This window comes from Actinocorallia herbida (assembly GCF_003751225.1).
GTDB classification, from domain to species: Bacteria; Actinomycetota; Actinomycetes; order Streptosporangiales; family Streptosporangiaceae; genus Actinocorallia; species Actinocorallia herbida.
Genome location: NZ_RJKE01000001.1, coordinates 4,751,021 through 4,769,820 on the forward strand (window position 1 = coordinate 4,751,021; position 18,800 = coordinate 4,769,820).

The window sequence follows — 18,800 nt, forward strand, 5'->3', positions numbered from 1 at the left end:
CCCTAGTCGGCGCAGCGGGCACCGTTCTCGGCGGTGGCCGAGACCAGGCGCGCCTCTCCGGACGGCAACCCGATCCTCAGGTGCAGGCAGGCGCCGCGCTCGGCGGCCCGGTCGAGACGGGCCAGCAGGTGATCGGCGCCTCCGCCGGCGAGCAGATCGCACACGATCCCGGCCTTGCGCATCTTCAGGACCCGGCAGGCGCCCTGCGTCAGGAGTCCGGACCCGATGCTCACCGCGGCCGGGTGCGCGTCGACGAAGTCGGCGACGGTCTTGGTGGTGGAGCGGCGCAGGTACAGGTGGCAGGACGTGCCGCCGCAGGTGACGAGCGAGTAGTCGGCCTCGCCGATCGCTGCGGGCACGGTGCCCGCGTCCGCCAGCGCGGCGCGGGTCTTCGGCCCGGCGACGCCGCTGTTCGGCTCGATGCCCTGCGCCCGCTGGAAGGCGAGCACGTTCTGTTCGGTCGTCTCCCGGAAGCCGCCGGTGACGGGCTGGGCGTACCCCAGTGCGTGCAGGGCGCCTTGGAGCGCCCGGACGCAGTCCTTGCCGTCGACCGGGTCCGCGGTGCCGCGACGCAGGTCGGGGCATTCACGCAGGTCCGTGCTGCTCGTACCGGGAGCGGAAGGGGTCGCCGGGCCGTCCTCGAGGAGCGGTGCGGCGACCGCGCCGATCACGACGCCGGCGGCGACGGACAGGACGATGCTCTTGATCTTCATGCGGGACTCCTCGTCGGGTTCGCCGTGTTCTGCCGCCGACTGTCGGAGCACGCCGGGGTGTCCGGCGAGGGGGTGCCGGACACCCCGCCGATCGCGTTCCGTTCACACAGGTGGGAGCGTGCGCACGCGGCCGTCCGGGCGGGGTGTCCGACGCCTCCGGACACTTCGCAGTGCTTTGCCAGCTATGCGAGGAAGGCTGGCAAGAGTCGTGATTGTGACGCTGTCGCGATCATCCGTGCCTAACCTGGGAGCGGCTCGACGGATCTCCCGCCCGGCGGGACCGAACCGACGCGGGAGTGCCCCGGTGCGTGCGGAGACCGACCCCCGGACCCTGCTGAACGAGCGGTTGCGGGAGCTGCGCGAGGAGGCGGGCCTCTCGGTGCGGGGGCTGGTGATCGCCAGCGCCCGGACACCCGCGCGGCGCCCCGGTGAGACCGCCGTCGCGTTGAAGCGCAGCACGATCGCCGACATGACGGGACTGACCCGTCCCGTGCTGCCCGAGCCCGCCAACTTCGAGGTGTTCGTGGACACCTGCCTGCGGGTGGCGGCCGCGAAGGGCCGGACGCTCCGGCCGGAGTTCGCCGACCGGCAGGTGTGGGACCGGCTGTACCGCGAGGTCGGTGAACGGCTGCGCGGCGTCCAGACCGCGACGCCGGCGCCATCGGACGCGCCCTGCCCCTACCGCGGCCTCGACCCGTTCCGGCCGCAGGACGCCGCGGACTACTTCGGGCGTGACGACCTGGTGGCGCTGCTGCGCGACCGGTACGCCGACCAGTCGGGCAAGGCAGAGCCGCTGCTCGTCACGGGCGCGTCGGGGGCCGGGAAGTCGTCGCTGCTGCGGGCGGGACTCGTGCCGTTCCTGCTTCGCGGACGTCCGCCCGCCGATGGCGCCCCTGCCCATGTCCTCCTCGACGCGGGACCGTCGCCCGTCCGCACGCTGCTGAACGCCCTCGCGCCGTGGACGTCCGAGGTGGAACCCGCGGCAGTCCAGACCGCGTTGGCCGGACGGCCGGGGCCGCCGCTCGCCGTCATCGTCGACCAGTTCGAGCGGGTCTTCGCCGCCCCGCGAGAGGAGCGGATGCGCCTCCTGGCGCTACTGGCCGCGCTGTGCGGCGGGGACCGGCCCGCGGCGGTGGTCGTGCTCGGCCTGCGCGCCGACTTCTTCGGACACTGCTCCGCGCATCCGGAACTGGTGCCCGCGCTGGCGCACCCCCTGGTCGTCCCGCCGATGCGCGAGGACGAACTGCGCGCGGCGATCGAGGGACCGGCCGGGCGCGCGGGCCTGACGCTGGAGCCCGGGCTCGCCGACCTGCTGCTGGAGGACCTCGGAGAGGCACCGGGGCGGACCGCGGACGCGGGCGTCCTGCCGCTGCTGTCGCACGCGCTGAAGGCGACCTGGGAGCGGCGCGAGCGCGGCACGCTGACGCTCGCGGGCTACCGGGCGACGGGCGGGGTCTCCCGGGCCCTGGCCCGCACCGCCGACGCGCTGGTGGACGGCCTCGACCAGACCGAGCGCGGGCACGCCCGGCGGCTGCTGACCGGTCTGGTGCGGATCGGAGACGGCACCCCGGACACCGGGCGCATCGTGCCGCGGGCACGGCTCCTGCCCGCACCGGACGCGCCGGAGCACAGCGCGGCCTCAGCGGTGCTCGACCTCCTGGTGACGGCCCGGCTGGTGACCGCGGACGAGGGGGCCGTCCGGCTCGCGCACGAGTCGCTGCCGCGCTGGTGGACCCGGCTGCGCGGCTGGCTCGACGCCGACCGGGCCGCCCTGCTCGCGCGGCAGCGCCTGGACGCCCGCGCCCGCGAGTGGGACGAGTACGGCCGCGATCCGGACGGCCTGCTGCGGGGCGCCCGTCTCGACGAGGCGAAGGAGGCCGTGTCGGGGCATCCGTCCGGGGCCGTCACGGCGGAGTTCCTGGAGCGGTCGGCGCTCTCGGAGGCCGGGCGTGCGCGCGCGGCCGAGCGGCGGAAGCGTCTGTCGATGGCCGCGATCGCGACCCTGGCCGCCCTCGTGATGCTGCTCGCGGGAGCGGGCGCCATCGCCTACCGCGCGGCGGACGAAGCAGGCGCGCGCGGTCGTGAGGCGGTCTCGCTGCTGCTGGCCGGAAAGGCGGACCAGACGCGGGCGACCGACCCCGACCTCGCGGGCGGCCTGGCGCTCACCGCCTGGCACTACTCGCACACCGATGAGGCCCGCTTCTCACTCGCATCCTCCGCGGCCTCCCCGACCCGGCTCACCGTGGACACGGGAGACGGCGAGGTCCTCGCGGTCGCGTTCGGCGCGGACGGCTCGGTGGTGACGGGCGGCCTGGACGGCGTCGCCCAGGCCTGGGATCCCGATTCCGGCAGGCCGCTCGGCGAGCCGCTCACGGACTTCAGCGGCGGCGTGCTGCCCGTCGTCTTCTCCGCCGACGGCTCGCGCTTCGCCACCGGCGAGGGCGGCGAGAACGACACGGGCGCCGTCCGGGTCTGGGACGCGAAGACGCGCAGCCCGGTCGGCGGCAGGCTCAAGCCCGGTTCACCCGACATCGCCGCCGTGGCCTTCCGCGCCGACGGCAGCGTGGCGATCGGCGACGCGAAGGGCGCCGTGGAGGTGTGGGACGTGGCGACGGGACGGCGGGTGGGCGAGCCGTCGCGCGTGGCCGCCGAACCGTGGGCGATGGCGTTCAGCCGGGACGGACGGCGCTTGGCGGTCGGCGAGTACGCGGGTCCGCCGCCGGACGGCGGAGGCGACACGCGCCCGGCTCGGATACGGATCTGGGACGTGGACACCCGCCGCGCGCTCGGCTCCCCGTTCGACCTCGTCCAGGCGAGCAAGGACCGCTTCCAGGCCCTGGCTTTCAGCCCCGACGGCGCGACCCTGGCGATCGGCGGAGACGACGGCGTCATCACGCTGTGGGACGCCACGGCGCACCGCGTTCTCGGCACGCTGCGCGGGCACGTGGGAGCGGCCCGCGCGCTGGCCTTCGGCCCGGACGGCACCGCACTGGCGAGCGGCGGCGCCGACGGCACCGTCCGGGTGTGGGACGTGGCCCGGCGCCTGCAGACGGGCGGGGTGCTGCGCGGGAACGGGTCGGAGGTGGTGACCGTCGCGTTCGCCCCCGACGGGGGCTCGATCGCCGGCGCCGATCTGGGAGGCGTCCTCCGGGTGTGGGCGGCCCCGACCGTCCTGGGCGGGACCGCGCATCTGGCGGTGAGCGCCGACGGACGGGTGCTCGCGATCTGCGACCAAGAGGGCGACACCACGGTCTTCGACGCCTCCGGGGATCCGCTCGCCCGGCCGTTCCGGGTGGCGACGAGCGGGGTGACGGTGGCGCTCAGCCCCGACGGGAGCGTCCTGGCGGCGCTCGACGGCGACCGGATCACCCGCTGGTCGGCTGCGAACGGGGCCGCGCTCGGCGCGCCCCTGGAGATCCCGGCCGATGCGCTCTCGACCGGACCGGCCGCGCTCGCGTTCGCTGACGGGGGTCGGTCGCTCGCCCTCGTCTCCTCGGGCGGGAAGCTGGTGGTCTGGGACACCGCGTCGGGAGCGCCGGAAGGCGGCCCGAAGACGGTCCACGGTGAGCGGCCGCTGAGCTCCGCAGAGTTCAGCCGGGACGGCGACACCCTCGTGACGGCCGAGGCGGGCACCGTCACACGGTGGCGCACCTCCACCGGAACCCCCTTGGGCGACCCCCTTGTCGTGACGGACACGCACGACGTCTTCGGCGCGAGCCTGAGCCCTGACGGAAGCATCCTCGCCGTCTCCGACGCCTCCGACGACAGCGCCGTCACCCTTTGGGACACCGCCTCCGCCCGCCCGCTCGGCTCTCCCCTCCGTCTAGGGAAGTCCGCCGCCTCCGATGCCGTGGCAGGGGCCTTCTTCAGCGCAGACTCGGCCACCCTGGGCATCGTCCAGAGCAGCGGCCATGTGCGTCTCTGGGACGTGCGCGCGCGCCGCGAGCTCACCGACCCCCTCCCCCTCGGCCCCGGCCCCGCCGCCGCGCTGTTCGCCCCCGGTCCCGCACTCGTCGTCGCCACCGACCGGACCTGGCGCTGGCCCCTGGCCCCACCCGGCTCCCCCTCCTCCACCGCCTGCCGCGCCCTGGGCCCGCTCACCCCGGCCGAGTGGACCGCCCATCTCCCCGACGCCGAGGACTACGCGCCTCTCTGCCGCTGACCGGCCCGTCCCCGTCCGGCCCCGGCCCGCACGGCGGCCGGCTGCCGGGCTCGGCCTCGTCCGTGCACCGCTCAGGGCCGGGCGGTGGTGCCTCTGGGCCGGTTCGCGCTCGTGGGCGGGTCGGCCGCGGCCGGTGCCGGGCGGCCCGGGGAGGTGAGGAACGGTTCGAGGTCTGCCCAGGCCGCCTCGACGGCTTCGCGGCCCGCCGCGATGAGCTGCGGGACATCACGCGCCGACCACCGGGACGCGCCGCGCGTCTCGGGGCACAGCAGGTGCAGGGTGCCGAGCGCGGGGGCTCCCCCGTCGCCGAACGCGAGCACCCGCGCCCGGTCCGCGAGCCGAACGGTCATCCGGCGGGAGCCTCCGGTGAGGCTCACCGCGAGGATCCGGTCCGCGCCGAGCGCGCCGGCCGCCGCCACCGGCAGGTTCGCGGCCACTCCCCCGTCGACGAGCACGCGTTCGCCGAGCACCACCGGCGGAAAGAGGCCGGGGACCGCGCTGGACGCCCGCAGCGCCGTCGCGAGAGGGCCGTCGCTGAGCACCACGGGCGTCCTGGTCCGCAGGTCGAAGGCGACCGCGCCGAACCGGACGGCCAGGTCCTCGATGGCGACCGGGCCCACCGCGTTGTGCAGGCTGCGCTCCAGCGCCCCGGTGTCGAGCAGCCCCCACCGTCCCCGCGCCGTCCACTCGGCGAAGTCCGCGAACCGGGCTCCCTGGACGAACTCGGCGATCCGCTCGACGCCGAAGCCGGCCGCGTACGCGCCGCCGATGATCGCGCCCGCGCTGGTCCCCGCGACCACGTCGAAGCGGACGCCCGCCTCCTCCAGTGCCTGGAGCACACCGGCGTGCGCCGCGCCGAGCGCCGCGCCACCGCCCAGGGCGAGCCCGAGCGTGGTGTGGTCCGCGCCCTGCCGCGCCGCGGGCCGCTGATCGGGACCGCCCGGCGCACCGCCCCTCGGCGCACGGCGCGCCGGCTCCGTGCCCCGCGGCCGGACGTCGCCGGAGCAGCCGTCGGGCTTGGGCCGCCGCGCGGTCACGCCGGGCTCGGATGCGGGAGCGCGACCTGGTCGGCGAACGCCGCCACCTGGGCGAGTGCCTCGACCAGCGCGCGGCGGGCGGGGGCGTCCATGGCCTCCAGCACATGCACGACACGATCGCGAAGCCCCTGCCGGAGCCGTTCCATGGCGCCCGCGCCGCGCTCGGTCAGGCTGACCCACACGACGCGGCGATCCTCGCCCCGCGCCCGCGCGAGCAGGCCCACCTTCACCAGCCGGTCCACCAGCGCCGTGGTGGACGGCCCGGACATCGCGAGCTCCTTCGCGAGGCTCCCGGTCGTCATCTTCCGGCCTTCGGCCTGGTCCACCAGCAGCGCGCACAGCAGCTGACTCGGCGTCAGCCCGCTGCCCGCCGCCTCGAACAGCGCCGACAGCCGCAGCCGCACCGCCAGCGCGGGCACGAGCTCGACCACCTCGGCCGCCAGGGGAGTCGCGTCAGTCACCGGCCAAGACTAACCCAAAGCTTCACCAAGATGAACTATTCATCTCCATGAACCACCTGACCCGCCCGCACGACGCCTCAGACGCCTCCCTGGACCGCCGAGCGCTCCCGCCGCCCCGGCGGCGCGAGGCGCTTCGGTGCCGGTCCTGGGCGGGGCCGGCTATGGCGTTCGTTGGGTCCGCTCCGAATCCGGACGTGCGGTGGGTCTTCGTCCGATGAGGTAGCAGGCCGCGATGCCGACGGTCGTGAGGACGATCGTCAGGAGGGAGGCGGTTCTGAGGTCGTCGATGATCCCCGTCGTCCAGCCGGTCAGGGGCAGGGGGGCGAGGAGGCCCGTCAGGACGGCGAGGGCCAGGCACTGGGCGAGGCGGCGGCCGTCGGGAGCCGAGAGCGCGGCGTACACGAGGAACGACGACCCGGCGACCAAGGCGATGAACGCCACGGGCCTCGCCGCCAAGGCGACCAGGAACTCGACCTCCGGTGACCTGTATCCGCTGTCCGGGGAGATCCCGCTGAGGAAGAGTCCTACGGCGGCGATCACGCCTCCCCAGGCGAACTTGCGGTCCGCGCCCAGCCCCGCCGCCACACCGAGCGCGGCCGCCGCGAGACCCAGGGGAATCGCGGCGGGCGTCGCGGAAGCCGGGGAGACGAGTGCGGGGACGTCCCACTGGCCGACGGGTGCGACCTCGCTCCCGATGATCTCGGGGAACCCCGATCTGCGCCAGGTGCCGTCGACGCTCCGCAACGCGATCCCGTCACCGCCGTTGGCGACGATCACCGCGTGGCCCCCGCCGACCTCTTGGACGGCCAGCGCCCGCCCGGCGATCTCCGGCGAAAGCCCCCGTCCGACGGCATTGCGGCGCAGGAAACCCGTCCTGCCACCCGCGATCTCCCAGGCGGTGCGCCAGGTGCGCGCTCCGTCGTCGGACTCCTCCACGGCGACCCTGCCCGGGACGAGCCGGTAGCAGCGGTCCGGCGCCGACACGACGCACACGCCGCCGGACTCGCCGGACCTCGCGACCCGGCGCGGCTCCGGCCGGTCCGGCGCCGCCGACGGCGCGGCGTCACGCTCGCCGACCTCCTCGACGAGCTCCCAGGTCGCCCCGCCGTCCCGCGTCGCGACGGTGGGCGTGCCGCTGACGATCACGCGGCCGTCACCAGCACCGAGCAGATCGACGCCAGCTCCCCCACCACCGCCCCGACGGTCACCGGATGACCCACCCAGCCGAGAACCGCTCCCCGCGCCCCAGACCCGCAACTCTCACGCCCGTCGCCCATGCTCGCCGACCCTAAGCCCCACCCGGTGGTCCCCGGCCGGAAATGCCCGTCGAGAATCGGGCGTTCTAGGGGAGGGGGTCGGCTGGGCTGATCGTTTCTGCTCGGGAAGGCGGGCGGCATGCCTGATGAGGGTGGGGGCGGCGCCGTGCTGGGTGCGGCGCTGAGGTTGTTCGCGAGCCTCGGGTACGACGGCACCAGCACGGAGATGATCGCGGCCGCGGCGGGGGTGCGGCCCGGCGAGGTCCCCGGAGGGCGCAGCGGCGCCTACCACGCGATCCTCAAGCGGTTCCAGGACGAGCAGCTGGCCCTCTATGACGAGGTACCCGCCGTGCACACCGACGGCGGGCTGCACAAGGTCCTCGACCTGTTCCTCGACTTCTACCTGGACCACCGGCTCGAACTGATGATCTGGCAGCACCGCGGCCTCTCCGACGCCACCGACATCGCCGGGGCGGAGGAGGACTACCGCAGCCCGGTGGCGCACCGGCTCTTCGAGGTCGTCGGCGAACTCGAGAAGCTGCCCGATCCCGACATGTGGATCAGCGTCGTCACCTGGAGCCTCACCGGATTCGTCAGCGGCGGCATCATCGCGGAACTGCCCGGCCCGACCACCGCCGACGACCTCCCCGCCCGGCTCCGCTTCCGCGCCTTCATGCACCGGCTCATGGACGCGGTGGGCCCCACCGACGAAGGCCGCCCCGGCCCCCCGTGACCTGCGCGGCGGAGATCCTCTCCGCCGCGCTCGGCGATCAGGAGGGTGACGGCGCCGGGGACAGGGTGGCGCAGGCGGTGAGGGCCGCGGCGGTCTCGGGAGACCCGGTGTCCAGGGCGAGCCGCTCGGCGAGGGCCGGGAGGTCCTCGACGCCGTGGTCGGTGAGGCACTTGCCGTAGGCGGTGTCGGCCCAGGTGAAGTCGCGTTCCTTCTCCAGGAGGTAGGTGGGCGGGGGCGGGGCCGACGGGGCCTCGGCCACCGGCGTCGGGGCGGGGCGGGGATCATCGCCACCACAGGCGGACACGGTCAGCGCGGTCACGGCGGCGAGGGCCGCCAGCGCGAGGAGCGCCGGACTTCGCATCGGAGGTCTCCTTGGGCTCAGCGGGCCAGGTCGAGGACGTCGAGGACGCCGCGGCCGATCCGTTCGGGATCGGTGGTGGCGGGCACCTCCAGCGGGGGCACCGAGTCCAGGGAGGTCCAGGCGCCCCGGCCGAGGCTCTTCATCGCCAGCAGGACGAATCCGTTCTCCTCCTCGCACACGATCGCCTTGCGCGCGTCCCGGGCCAGCTCCGCCCAAGAGGCGAAGCCCGTCCCCGCGAGCGCCGCGTCGGCGCCCCACCGGCCCGGCTCCGGGAGGCCGCCGACCGCGGCCTCGAGCACCGCGAGCACCGCTTCACCGACCTCCCTCGCACCGGCGCCGCCCGCCAGCCTGGTAGCCGGCGGCACCGCGTAGATGGTCCCCTCCTCCGACGTGCCGTGCGGAATGAGCACGTATCCGTCGGGGCGGCGGATGATCTCGATCTCTCTCATGGGATGTAGTACACATTCATGTTGACCTTGGGGTCGAGCTTGAGGCCGTAGGCGTAGGACTCCCCGACGACCCTGCGGTGGCCCGCGGTGGTGGAGTCGGTCCGGCACTTCTTGGGCAGCGCGAGCGCAAGGACCCGGCGCTTGACCTGGTCGGCGCGGATGGTGACGCCGCCGTAGTCCTCCCGGTAGCCGTTGCGCGGGAACCTGCGCACGGTGTTCAGGTACTTCTCGATGACCCGCTTGAAGTTGCGCAGGTTCCGGTAGGTCTTCCTGCTGGTGTCGATGCTCTTGATGCTGGTGGCCGTGCCGGACTTGGCGTCCCACTTGTCGATGACGGGGTAGTTGTTCGGCAGGTTGCCGCCGAGGTCGTCCTCGATGTCGAAGCCCCGGTCCTTGGCGGACTGGTCCCACACGCTGTCGTCCGGGCAGTCCTGGCGTTTGAAATCGCGCCGGATCTTCCTGAGCAGCGCCCGGTACGCGGCCTGCGCGGCGGCGGAGGCGCCCCCCGCCCCGGCGACGATGGAGCCCGGGTCGGTGACCGGGCCGGGGTTCGGTCCCGGCTTCGGGCCCGCGACCGTGGGGTTCCGGCTCTCCTCCCGGATGATCCGCAGCGCCTCGTTGACCGCCTTGCGGCCGTAGTACTTGATCAGCGCCCGCATGAGGACCCGCCCGCCCACGCGCACCGCCCACCGCAGCAGCAGCGGCCCCGCGGCCCGGCCGAGGAGGATCGCCGCGATGAGCAGCGGGTTGCGCCCGGACGGGTCGGTGAGGGCCGTGGGCCGGTTGAGCGCGTAGGCGTAGGCCTGGACGAACGGGCCGCTCTGCTCGGCCATCGCCGGGTCCGGGCCGGTGAACGCACCGGTGACCGCGTCGTAGTCGCGGGCCCTCAGGTCGTACAGGCCGGTGAGCGAGTCGCGGTACTGGCCGTGGAATCGCAGCGGGTTGCCGGCGGGGTAGGCGCCGGTGAGGGACTTCTCCTCGCCGTAGGGGCCGAAGACGCCCGTGCCGGTCAGCGCGGTCTCGTCGGCGGTGTCGGTGACGGTGCCCTGGAAGTCGCCGAGCAGCCAGGTGGGGTCGGCGCCCGCGCCGGTGTCGGCGAGCGCGGTACCGAGGGTGCTCACCGGGTCGTCCCACCACCGGTGGACCTCCGCGCCGGTCCCGTCGGACTCGGAGATCCGCATCGGAAGATCGCGGTAGGTGTCCCACTTCCAGGTGGCGTCGACGGCGCCGTTGACGGTGCGGGCGGTGCGGTTGCCTCCCTCGTCGTAGGCGTAGCCGACGATCCTGCCGTCCTCGAGCGTCGCGGTGCGCAGGTTCCCGTCGAGGCCGTAGTCGTAGACCCGGGTGCCGGCCGCCGTCTGGTGCTCCTGGAGGTTGCCGTTGTCGTCGTAGACGTAGCTGGCCGCGGCGGGCCCGCCCTGCGTCGCGGAGTCCTGCACCGGCCGGTCGTCGGTGTCGTAGGACGTGAAGACCGTCTTGGTCTGGGTCCCGTCGAACTCGGTGGACTTGGTGCGGTTGCCGTTCGGGTCGTACTCGTAGGCGGCGTAGGGCGACGAGGTCCCGCACGCCGCTGCGGCGGCCTCGCAGGCTCGGGTGAGCCGCCCGTCGGCGTCGTAGGTGTACGACGTGGTCGTCGCGGTCTGGCCGCGCTCGGTGGTGACCTCGCCCGGCAGCCCGAGCGAGTTCCAGTCGAGCTCCTGCTCGACGAGCGTCGTGCCGCCCGCCTTGTGCCGCAGGCCGGTCAGCTGACCCACCGCGTCGAAGGTCCGCTCGGTGACGGGCCCGTCGGCGCGGGCGACCGTGGTGAGCTGGCCGCCGGCGTCGTAGGTGTAGTCGACGCGGGGACCCTCGCCGAGCGTCGTGGAGGCGACCGAGCCCTCGTCGTCGTAGGTGTAGGTCTGGGTCTGGCCGCCGGGGAGGGTCCGCTGGGCGAGCCTGCCGTCGTCGTCCCACGTGTAGGCGTACTGGTCGGCGCCGCGGGTGACGCCGGTGACCCGGCCGCCCGCGTCGTAGGTGAACAGCGCGTTCTGCGCGCCCGCCTGGGTCGTCCTGGTGACCTCCACCGGACGGCCCGAGCGGTCGTAGCGGTAGGCGAGGTCGCCGCTGTCGTCGTCGTAGTCGACGGCGGTCGTCCGGCCGAGCGCGTCGTAGGTGTAGCCGACCTCTCCGTCCGGAAGATCGATCGTCAGGAGGCGCCCCGCGTCGTCGTAGGCGTAGCCGGTGGTCCGGTCGCCGGGGGTGGACTCGCTCTCGATCTGCCCGCCGTCGGTGTAGGTGAACTCCTTGACGCCGCCCTTGGGGTTCGTCAGGCTCACCAGCTGCCCGGCCAGGTCGTACGTGTAGGACGTGACGGCTCCCGCGGGCGTCGTCACCTTGGTGAGGTTCCCCGACTCGTCGTACTCGAAGGCGGTGACCCCTCCGGCCGGGTCCGTCGAGGTGACGGTCCTGCCCACCGCGTCGTAGGTGGTCGAGATCTCCTGGCCGAGCGGGTCGGTCTGCTTCGTCTCCCGTCCCGCGCGGTCGTAGGAGTAGGTGGTGCGGTGGTCGTCGGGGTCGCCGCCGGAGACGTTGCCGAGCGGGTCGACGGTGAAGGTCAGCCGCCCGTCGAGGTCGTAGGCCATCGTGGTGACCGCGCCCTCGCCGGTCTCGGTGCTGACCAGCTGGCCCGCCGCGTCGTAGACGGAGGCGACCTCGACTCCGTCGGTCTCGGTCGTCAGCGTGCGGCCCGCGGCGTCGTAGGTAGCGGTGGTCCGGCTCGCCGGGGAGACCGAAGACAGCTGGTTGCCCGCGGCGTCCCAGGTGGTGGTGGTCTCCGTGCCGTCGGGACCCGTCGTCTTGACGGGTCTGCCGTTGAAGTCGAACTCGGTGGTGGTGACCAGGTTCCCTGCCGGGGCCGCCGGGTCGGGGCGCAGCGTCTGGGCGACCCGGCCCGCCGCGTCGTAGACGAGGGTCACCGTGTCGAGCCGCCGGGTCTCGGCGGAGGCCCCGGTGGCGTTGCCGACGGGCCCGGTGACGGTCTCGACCCTGCCCGCGGCGTCGTAGGTGTAGGTGGTCCTGCCGCCGTCGGGCGCGGTGACCCCGGTCTCCCGTCCGGCGGCGTCGTAGGCATGGGTGACGACGCGGCCGAGCGGGTCGGTCTCGGTGAGGAGGTCACCGTTCTCGTCGTAGGTGTAGGAGGTCTCCGCGCCGTCGGGCGCGGTCTTCTTCACCAGGCGCCCGCCGTCGTCGTAGAGGCTCGTCGTGGTGTCGCCGAGGGCGTCGGTCTCGGTGAGGACGTTGCCCGCCGCGTCATAGGTCCACGTGGTGGTGTGGTCGGCGGGGTCGGCGCCCTGGACGTTGCCGAGCGGGCCGGTCTCGGTGAGCCTGTTGTGCGCGGCGTCGTAGGTCCAGGTGGTGACGTTGCCCTCGGGGCTCGTCTCCCGGACGACGTCGCCGAGCGCGTTGTACTCGAAGGAGGTCGTGCGGTCGAGCGGGTCCGTGGTGGTGGCGACCTGTCCGAGCGCGTTGTAGGTGAGGGTCGTCGTCGCGCCGCCCGGTTCGGTCGTCTCGACGAGCCTGCCCTGGCCGTCGTAGTCGTAGGCGGTCGTGTTGCCGAGGGCGTCGGTGTGGCCGGTGACCCGGTTGGCGCCGTCGTAGGTCCACTTCTCCGACGGGGCGGTCTCGCCCGGAGCCGCGGGCAGCGTCCGCTCCAGGAGGTTGCCGCGGTCGTCGTAGGTCGAGCGGGTCAGGCCCTGGTCCGCGGTGTTGCTCGCGATGACCTCGTTGTTCTGGCCGTAGTAGGCGTCGGTGGCACGGCCGTCCTCGCCTACCTGGGTGACGAGGACGTTGCCCTGGTAGACGTCCCTGCGCTTGGTGCCGTCGGGGAACGTCACCGTCGTCGTCTGGGCCAGGGGGTCGTAGGCGAACAGGGTCTTGGCGCCGGTCGCGTCCAGCTGCTCGGTCGCGCGCTTGGTGACCGGGTCGTAGACGGTCCGGGCCGACTCGTTGCCGAGCGGGTCGGTGATCTTGTTGACGAAGCCCGTGGCGGCGTCGTAGGAGTAGGTCGTGGTCTGGCCGCGCACGTCGGTGCTGGAGGTCAGGCGGGCGCCTCCGGCGACGGTGTTGTAGACGAAGGAGATCGAGCGCCCGTCGCCCGCCGCCACCTCGACGATCTTGTTCAGGGCGGCGCCGCCGGTGCCCCAGGTCAGGGTGAGGGTCTGACCGAGGTCGTCGGTGAGGGTACTGAGGCGGCCTCCGGCGTAGGCGAGCGTGACACCGTCGCCCTGGGCGTCCTCGTCACGGACGAGCTGCCCTGACGCGCCGTACTCCAGGACGTCGCCTTGGAGGTTCTCCAGCCGCCATCCGCCGCCTTGGACCGCGGCCAGGACGGCGGTGACCGCCGGGTCGACGGGCTCGTAGTCACCCTCGGCGTTCTGCCGGAAGGCGACCTCGCCGCCCGAGCCGTTGCGGAAGACGAGCACGTCGTAAGGCGGTGAGCCGTCCTCGGGCGTGATCGTCCGCGGGGTGAGACTCGAGTTGTAGTTGAACGTCCATCCCTGCGAGAGGGGGCCGTCGGTGTCGTCGAGGCTGTTGTAGGTGCGGTGCCAGTCCAGGTTCCGGCCCGGGCCGTCGACGGAGAGGTCCTCGAAGTTCTCCATGAGCGAACCGGTCGCGGTGTTCACCGGGTCCGCCGCCAGGGCGGCGTTCTGGACCCCGGACCCGTCCCAGCAGACGCAGCCGAGTGACTGCTTGAGGGTCTGCGGGTGGGGCCCGCCGTAACCGTCGAGCGTCACGGACTCCAGGAACAGGGACCGTCCGGCGAAGGTCTTGTTCGCGAGGACGCCCTCGCCGCCGGTGTAGTCGTAGGTCTCGTTGTGCGCCCAGTCCGCGATCGGGGCGCCGTTGCGCTCGAGGTGCTGGAAGCCCTCGCCGTCGGCGTCGGTGCCGAACTGGTAGATCCTGTCACGTTCGGCGTAGTAGGGCTCGAACTCGCTCGTGTTGCCGCCGGCCTGCTTGAGCGTGTGGTTGTTGAAGAAGACGTTGTTCTCGCCGGACGAGCCCGACCACTTGACGGCCTTCTTGCCCGCCGCCCACCAGATCGGATACCACTCTGAGTCGTCTGCCGCCGCGCCGCCCTCGCCGCCGCAGTTCGACCGGCAGTTGTTCGACCGGTGGGCGTAGGGGATCGACACCTCGTTCAGTTCGAACAGGTTGTTGCGCTCGTAGCCGCCGTGCAGGTTGAGGTCGGAGTCGAAGCTGTTGCCGATGGCGACGTTCCCCGAGGCCGACCACTGGAACGTGAAGTGGCGGAGGTTGCGGGTCGTGTTGCCGGCGTACAGGGAGCTCCAGACGCGGGAGCCGCGGAAGTAGCCGTTGCCGCCCTTGCCCTTGTTCCAGGAGCCGTCCATCTCGTTGTCGACGATCGACAGGTGGGCGGCCTCCTCGGTGACGATCGGGTGCGAGCCCGTCATCTCCGCCCGGATGCCCTTGACCCAGGAGTTCGACGCCCACTTGAAGACGATGCCGTGCATCGCCGACTCCGGCGCCATGTTGCCGTAGTTGTAGGCCGCGTCCGCCTTGTTCAGGTTCGGCATGTCCTGGGTGAAGGAGAAGTTCTCGAACCCGACCCAGTTCACCGCGTCGACCAGCGGCGCGATCTTCGAGAAGTTGACCTTGTTGCTGATCGCGGTGGAGCCGTCGGAGGTCGAGTCGATCGGGACGTCGTACTCCAGCGGCCGGTCCAGCGTGATCACGCCGTTGTCGGGGTCGCCGGCGACCACCACGAAGATCTGCTGGCGCATGTGGAGGTTGTCCATCGGCCAGTCCGTCGGCTGGGTCTCCATCTCCTCGTAGAACTTCTTGGAGTTGGCGACCCGGACGTTGACCATGCCGCCGATCCGGAAGTGCTCGGCGAAGTCGACGGGGCCGGTCGTGGCGACCTTGACGGTGGTGTCGCCCTTGCGCGCGGCGTAGCCGGTGTCGGCGCCCTTCTGCCCGACCTTCACGCCGGACTTCCAGTGCACGTTGACCGTGCCCTCGTACAGGTCCTTGCGGTTGGCCGGGGCCGCCTCGTACTCCTCCAGGTAGTCCTCGTGGACCTCACGGGACTGCACCCGGAACAGGCCGCGGCCCGGCCAGATCCAGCCGCCCTGCCCGTCGCCCTCGGGGTCGTCCATGTTCTCCAGGTCCCAGCGGGAGCCGTTGGGGACGATCGCGTCGTAGCGGGTGTTCGCGTCGGGCCGGAACACGATCCGGGTGCCGCCCTCGTCGCGGCCCTGACCGCGGATGCGCAGGTAGTCGGCGTCTACGGAGATCTGGCGGGTGACGTTCAGGGTTCCGGCGGGAAGCCGGATGATCGACATCTTGGTGTACTCGCCGGTCGGCGAGCAGTCCTCCTTGATGTCGTCGATGGCTCCCTGCAGGCCCGTCGTGTCGTCGCCGCCGTCGTTCGGGACGACGTCGTAGTCCGTGGCGAGTTCCGCTGCGGTGATCCGGCACTCGGGCTCGGCGCGCAGGTACTGGTCGTCGTCGGCGAGGACGGTGCCGCCGCCCACACCCGCGTCGGACCAGTCGTACAGGCCCTGGACGGGGTTGCGCCGGTTGTCCTCGGTGGCCCAGAGGTTCGTCAGCGCGGGTCCGGGCTCCACCACGTTGACGGGCGGCTCGACCGTGCCGCCGGGGTTCGGCTCACCGCCGGTGCCGCCGCCGGGGTCAGGGTCCGGCTCGGTGCCGGGCTCGCCGACGTAGAAGTTCGCGACGAGCTCGACGGTGGAGGCCGTCCCGTTCGTCCAGCGGGCCTTGATCTTGTGGGTGCCGTTGGCGAGGGAGACCGCCCACTCGTAGGGCGCGGTGGCGTCCACGCCCACGTAGGAGTTGTCGATGAGCCAGGTGACGCCCGCGGTCGCGACGGTGCCCGGGGCGGTGAGGACCGCGGTGAACGGCTGCGGCTTCGTCGCGCCGTCGAGCGGGGCGCCGTCGGCCGTCAGCGCCGGGTTCGCGGCGCTGCCCACCGTGAAGTTGGCGATGACCGACACCTCGGTGCCGTCGCCGTTGAGCCACTTGGCCTTCACCTTGCGGGCCCCGACCGCGGCCACGACCGTCCACTCGTAGGGCGCGGTGGTGTCCTTGCCGATGTAGGAGTCGTCGAGGAGGAACGTCACGCCGGCGGCGCTCACCGTGCCCGGGTCGACGACCGACACGGCGACCGGCGAGGAGACCGTCGCGCCGTTCAGGTCGGCGCCCCCGGCGAAGAGCTTCGGCCCCGCGGTGGGCGTCGGGGTCGGGGTCGGGGTGCCCGGGTCTCCGGCGGTGAATCCGGCCTCGATCTGCTGGGCCGCTCCCCCTGAGTCCCACTTGACCTTCAGCGTGTGGGCGCCGGCGGCCGCGGTGACGGACCAGGTGTACGGGGCCGTCGTGTCCTGGCCCAGGTACACGTTGTCCAGCAGGAACTTGACCTCGTCGTCCACCGTGGCGTCGACGAGGGTCGCGGTGAACGTGCCCGGGGCCACCGTGGCGCCCTGGAGGTTCGCGCCGCCGACCTGCACCTGCGGGGTGGCGCCGGGGGGCGGGGTCGTCGTGGTGGGGGTCGGGGTGGGGGTGGGATCGACACCCCCTCCGGTCCCGACGGTGAACGCGGCCTCGAGTTCTTGGCGCGCGCCCGCGGCGTTGTCCCAGCGCGCCTTCAGCGTGTGGGCGCCGGCGGCCGCGGTGACGGACCAGGTGTACGGGGCCGTCGTGTCCTGGCCCAGGTACACGTTGTCCAGCAGGAACTTGACCGCGCCGTCGACGGTCCCGGGATCCGTCACGGTCACCGTGAACGGCGAGGTGACGGTGGTCCCGGCGAGCGGGGACCCTCCGACGGTGAGCACCGGTCCGTCGGCCCAGGCCGCCGAGAACTGGGTGGGGATCCCCACCACGACCAGCAGCAACGTCGAGACGAGAACGGCAAGGAGGCGTCGCAGACGCATGTCGGTTCATCCTCAGCTCGGCGAGGCGGCACCATTCGGGCCGACTCGTGGAATACCTCAGGCGGTCCCAACCAGGAATTCTGGTGAACCTTGACATGCCGCCCTCGAATCGGGCAATCACCACTTCTCACGCCGCGACGGTGAACGTTGGGCCAACGCAGGCGAGAAAGCGCTGATCACGATCACCGCGGCAATCACCCGACACATCACGGAAACAATGACCCGTTATCGAACTGCAATCGAATACCACGATCAGCACACACGACCAGCACCCAGAGTCAGCATTGAGTGCCCGTAGCACCCGTTCCAGCACCGAGCACGACGAGTTGACAGCAAGTCTCGGTTTGTAAAGCAGGGAACGGCAACACTCGCACACCCCACCCGACCACCCGAAAGTGATCGAAAAAACTCCGGCGGACCCTGCCGATACCATCCTGACTACGCGTTTTCGAACACTCTGACAGAGAATTCTGCGAATCCCGAATGTTTCTCGCGAGAACCGATATATCTGCCACCATCCGCCATTCACATGGCCCGGCAAAGGCGCATGCGATGAACTGCGGCAATTCCCTGGGTGCCCCGCCGTCGAACCCGACCGCGCAGGTCAGTGCCGCGCGCGGCCCCGAAACCGGCGCCCGCGCCCGGGCGCGGAATTCTCCGCCACCCGCTCCCGGCCGAGCGCCAAGATCGTTCGCCTTAAGGCCGACGACGCCCGCAGCGGTGATCAAGCGAACGGCTCCCGTCCCGGGCCCACGGGCATTCGGGCCGCACGGGCGGTGGCGGTTCCCGGACGGCGAAAATGCGTGGCTCAGCCGCGCGGGCCCGGGTACGTTGCGCCGGTGGCGGAGATTCAGGGCACGTTCTCGGGCACACCGCCGGGCTGCCGGCCTGGGACGAGCCGGTCACGGCCGCGGACCTCTACGACGGGCGGCGCACCACGGACCTGGCGGCGGCGCAGGCTCCTCGGTGGGAGCCGGGCACCGGGGCCGGCTGTCACTCGCTCACCTTCGGTGTCGTGATGGGCGAGGTCGTCAGGCGGGTCACCGGACGCACCCTGGGACGGTTCTTCGCCGAGGAGGTGGCCGGGCCGCTGGACGCCGACTTCCACATCGGGCTCGCGCCCGAGCACGACCACCGAGTCGCCCCGCTGCTCGCCGCACCCGAGGGGGACCGGCCGGAGGGTTTCCCGATCGGGGTGTCGGACGCGAACACCTCCGCCTGGAGACGCGCCGGGCTACCCGCCGTCGGCGGGTTCGGCAACGCCCGCTCCGCCGGCGCCGTGCAGTCGGTGCTCGCGTGCGGAGGCGCCGTCGGCGGCGTACGCCTGCTCTCGGCCGCCGGCTGCGAGCGCGCCTTCGAGGCGCAGTTCCACGGGCAGGACCGAGTCCTCGGCACACCGATCACCTGGGGCATGGGCTACCGGCTCGAGGGCCGCACCTGTTCCTGGGGCGGCTGGGGCGGTTCGCTGGTCCTCGTCGACCTCGACCATCGCATGACCGTGTCCTACGTGATGAACCAGGTGTTCTGGGACGAGGGCCACGCCAGAGCGCTGAGCCTCCTGGCCGCCTACGGCGCGATCACCTAGCACAGGCCGCGGACTCGGAGCGGCGGGCCGGGAAAGGCGGAGCGCCCGGCCTTCTTCGAAGGGCGGGCGCTCGGGTCGAGGCGGTCAGGCGGTCAGG

At 72.8% G+C, this 18,800-nt stretch carries 11 protein-coding genes; 3 read left to right on the forward strand and 8 right to left on the reverse strand.

Annotated features, from left to right (window positions below):
• Positions 1 to 2: 2 nt before the first annotated feature.
• On the reverse strand, positions 3 to 713 hold the full coding sequence (locus EDD29_RS21880; RefSeq protein ID WP_123666207.1) for a peptidoglycan-binding domain-containing protein: 711 nt from the start codon (positions 711 to 713) through the stop codon (positions 3 to 5).
• Positions 714 to 1,017: 304 nt separating this feature from the next.
• Here EDD29_RS21880 and EDD29_RS21885 point away from each other — a divergent pair, with 304 nt between their 5' ends.
• Positions 1,018 to 4,875 (forward strand): nSTAND1 domain-containing NTPase, encoded by a 3,858-nt coding sequence (locus EDD29_RS21885; RefSeq protein ID WP_123666208.1) that lies wholly within the window; start codon positions 1,018 to 1,020, stop codon positions 4,873 to 4,875.
• Between the two features lie 71 nt (positions 4,876 to 4,946).
• Here EDD29_RS21885 and EDD29_RS21890 read toward each other — a convergent pair whose 3' ends face one another.
• From EDD29_RS21890 to EDD29_RS47755, 4 genes are all read right to left on the reverse strand, one after another.
• The gene (locus EDD29_RS21890) at positions 4,947 to 5,912 is read right to left on the reverse strand and encodes a patatin-like phospholipase family protein (protein WP_170201505.1); all 966 of its coding nucleotides are present in this window, start codon (positions 5,910 to 5,912) and stop codon (positions 4,947 to 4,949) included.
• Positions 5,909 to 6,373, reverse strand: a complete 465-nt coding sequence (locus EDD29_RS21895; RefSeq protein ID WP_123666210.1) for a MarR family transcriptional regulator — start codon at positions 6,371 to 6,373, stop codon at positions 5,909 to 5,911. The genes EDD29_RS21890 and EDD29_RS21895 overlap by 4 nt, the downstream gene beginning before the upstream one ends.
• Before the next feature lie 159 nt (positions 6,374 to 6,532).
• Positions 6,533 to 7,519: a hypothetical protein gene (locus EDD29_RS21900; RefSeq protein ID WP_123666211.1), complete on the reverse strand. Its 987-nt coding sequence runs from the start codon at positions 7,517 to 7,519 to the stop codon at positions 6,533 to 6,535.
• Positions 7,516 to 7,650 (reverse strand): hypothetical protein, encoded by a 135-nt coding sequence (locus tag EDD29_RS47755; RefSeq protein WP_281280918.1) that lies wholly within the window; start codon positions 7,648 to 7,650, stop codon positions 7,516 to 7,518. Before EDD29_RS47755 ends, EDD29_RS21900 begins: the two co-directional genes overlap by 4 nt.
• Positions 7,651 to 7,768: 118 nt before the next feature.
• Between EDD29_RS47755 and EDD29_RS21905 the strand changes: the two genes are divergently transcribed.
• Positions 7,769 to 8,362, forward strand: coding sequence for a TetR/AcrR family transcriptional regulator (locus tag EDD29_RS21905; protein ID WP_123666212.1), 594 nt, complete (start codon positions 7,769 to 7,771; stop codon positions 8,360 to 8,362).
• 37 nt (positions 8,363 to 8,399) lie between these two features.
• Here the strand turns inward: EDD29_RS21905 and EDD29_RS21910 are convergent, their stop codons facing one another.
• Genes EDD29_RS21910 through EDD29_RS21920 form a run of 3 tightly spaced genes read right to left on the reverse strand, consistent with a single transcriptional unit; the run spans position 8,400 to position 17,118 of the window.
• Positions 8,400 to 8,723 (reverse strand): hypothetical protein, encoded by a 324-nt coding sequence (locus tag EDD29_RS21910; protein ID WP_123666213.1) that lies wholly within the window; start codon positions 8,721 to 8,723, stop codon positions 8,400 to 8,402.
• Between the two features lie 17 nt (positions 8,724 to 8,740).
• The gene (locus tag EDD29_RS21915) at positions 8,741 to 9,172 is read right to left on the reverse strand and encodes a hypothetical protein (protein WP_123666214.1); all 432 of its coding nucleotides are present in this window, start codon (positions 9,170 to 9,172) and stop codon (positions 8,741 to 8,743) included.
• Positions 9,169 to 17,118, reverse strand: a complete 7,950-nt coding sequence (locus tag EDD29_RS21920) for an Ig-like domain-containing protein (RefSeq protein ID WP_123666215.1) — start codon at positions 17,116 to 17,118, stop codon at positions 9,169 to 9,171. The genes EDD29_RS21915 and EDD29_RS21920 overlap by 4 nt, the downstream gene beginning before the upstream one ends.
• Before the next feature lie 799 nt (positions 17,119 to 17,917).
• Between EDD29_RS21920 and EDD29_RS21925 the strand changes: the two genes are divergently transcribed.
• A complete protein-coding gene (locus EDD29_RS21925) occupies positions 17,918 to 18,703 on the forward strand; it encodes a serine hydrolase domain-containing protein (protein ID WP_123666216.1) in 786 nt (261 codons plus the stop codon).
• Positions 18,704 to 18,800: the final 97 nt, after the last annotated feature.

Bases quoted from the DNA above. Each gene is read 5' to 3' on its own strand.
- EDD29_RS21880 (WP_123666207.1), bottom strand. From the start codon at position 713: ATGAAGATCAAGAGCATCGTCCTGTCCGTCGCCGCCGGCGTCGTGATC.
- EDD29_RS47755 (WP_281280918.1), bottom strand. From the start codon at position 7,650: ATGGGCGACGGGCGTGAGAGTTGCGGGTCTGGGGCGCGGGGAGCGGTT.
- EDD29_RS21905 (WP_123666212.1), top strand. From the start codon at position 7,769: ATGCCTGATGAGGGTGGGGGCGGCGCCGTGCTGGGTGCGGCGCTGAGG.
- EDD29_RS21910 (WP_123666213.1), bottom strand. From the start codon at position 8,723: ATGCGAAGTCCGGCGCTCCTCGCGCTGGCGGCCCTCGCCGCCGTGACC.
- EDD29_RS21915 (WP_123666214.1), bottom strand. From the start codon at position 9,172: ATGAGAGAGATCGAGATCATCCGCCGCCCCGACGGATACGTGCTCATT.
- EDD29_RS21920 (WP_123666215.1), bottom strand. From the start codon at position 17,118: ATGCGTCTGCGACGCCTCCTTGCCGTTCTCGTCTCGACGTTGCTGCTG.
- EDD29_RS21925 (WP_123666216.1), top strand. From the start codon at position 17,918: ATGCGTGGCTCAGCCGCGCGGGCCCGGGTACGTTGCGCCGGTGGCGGA.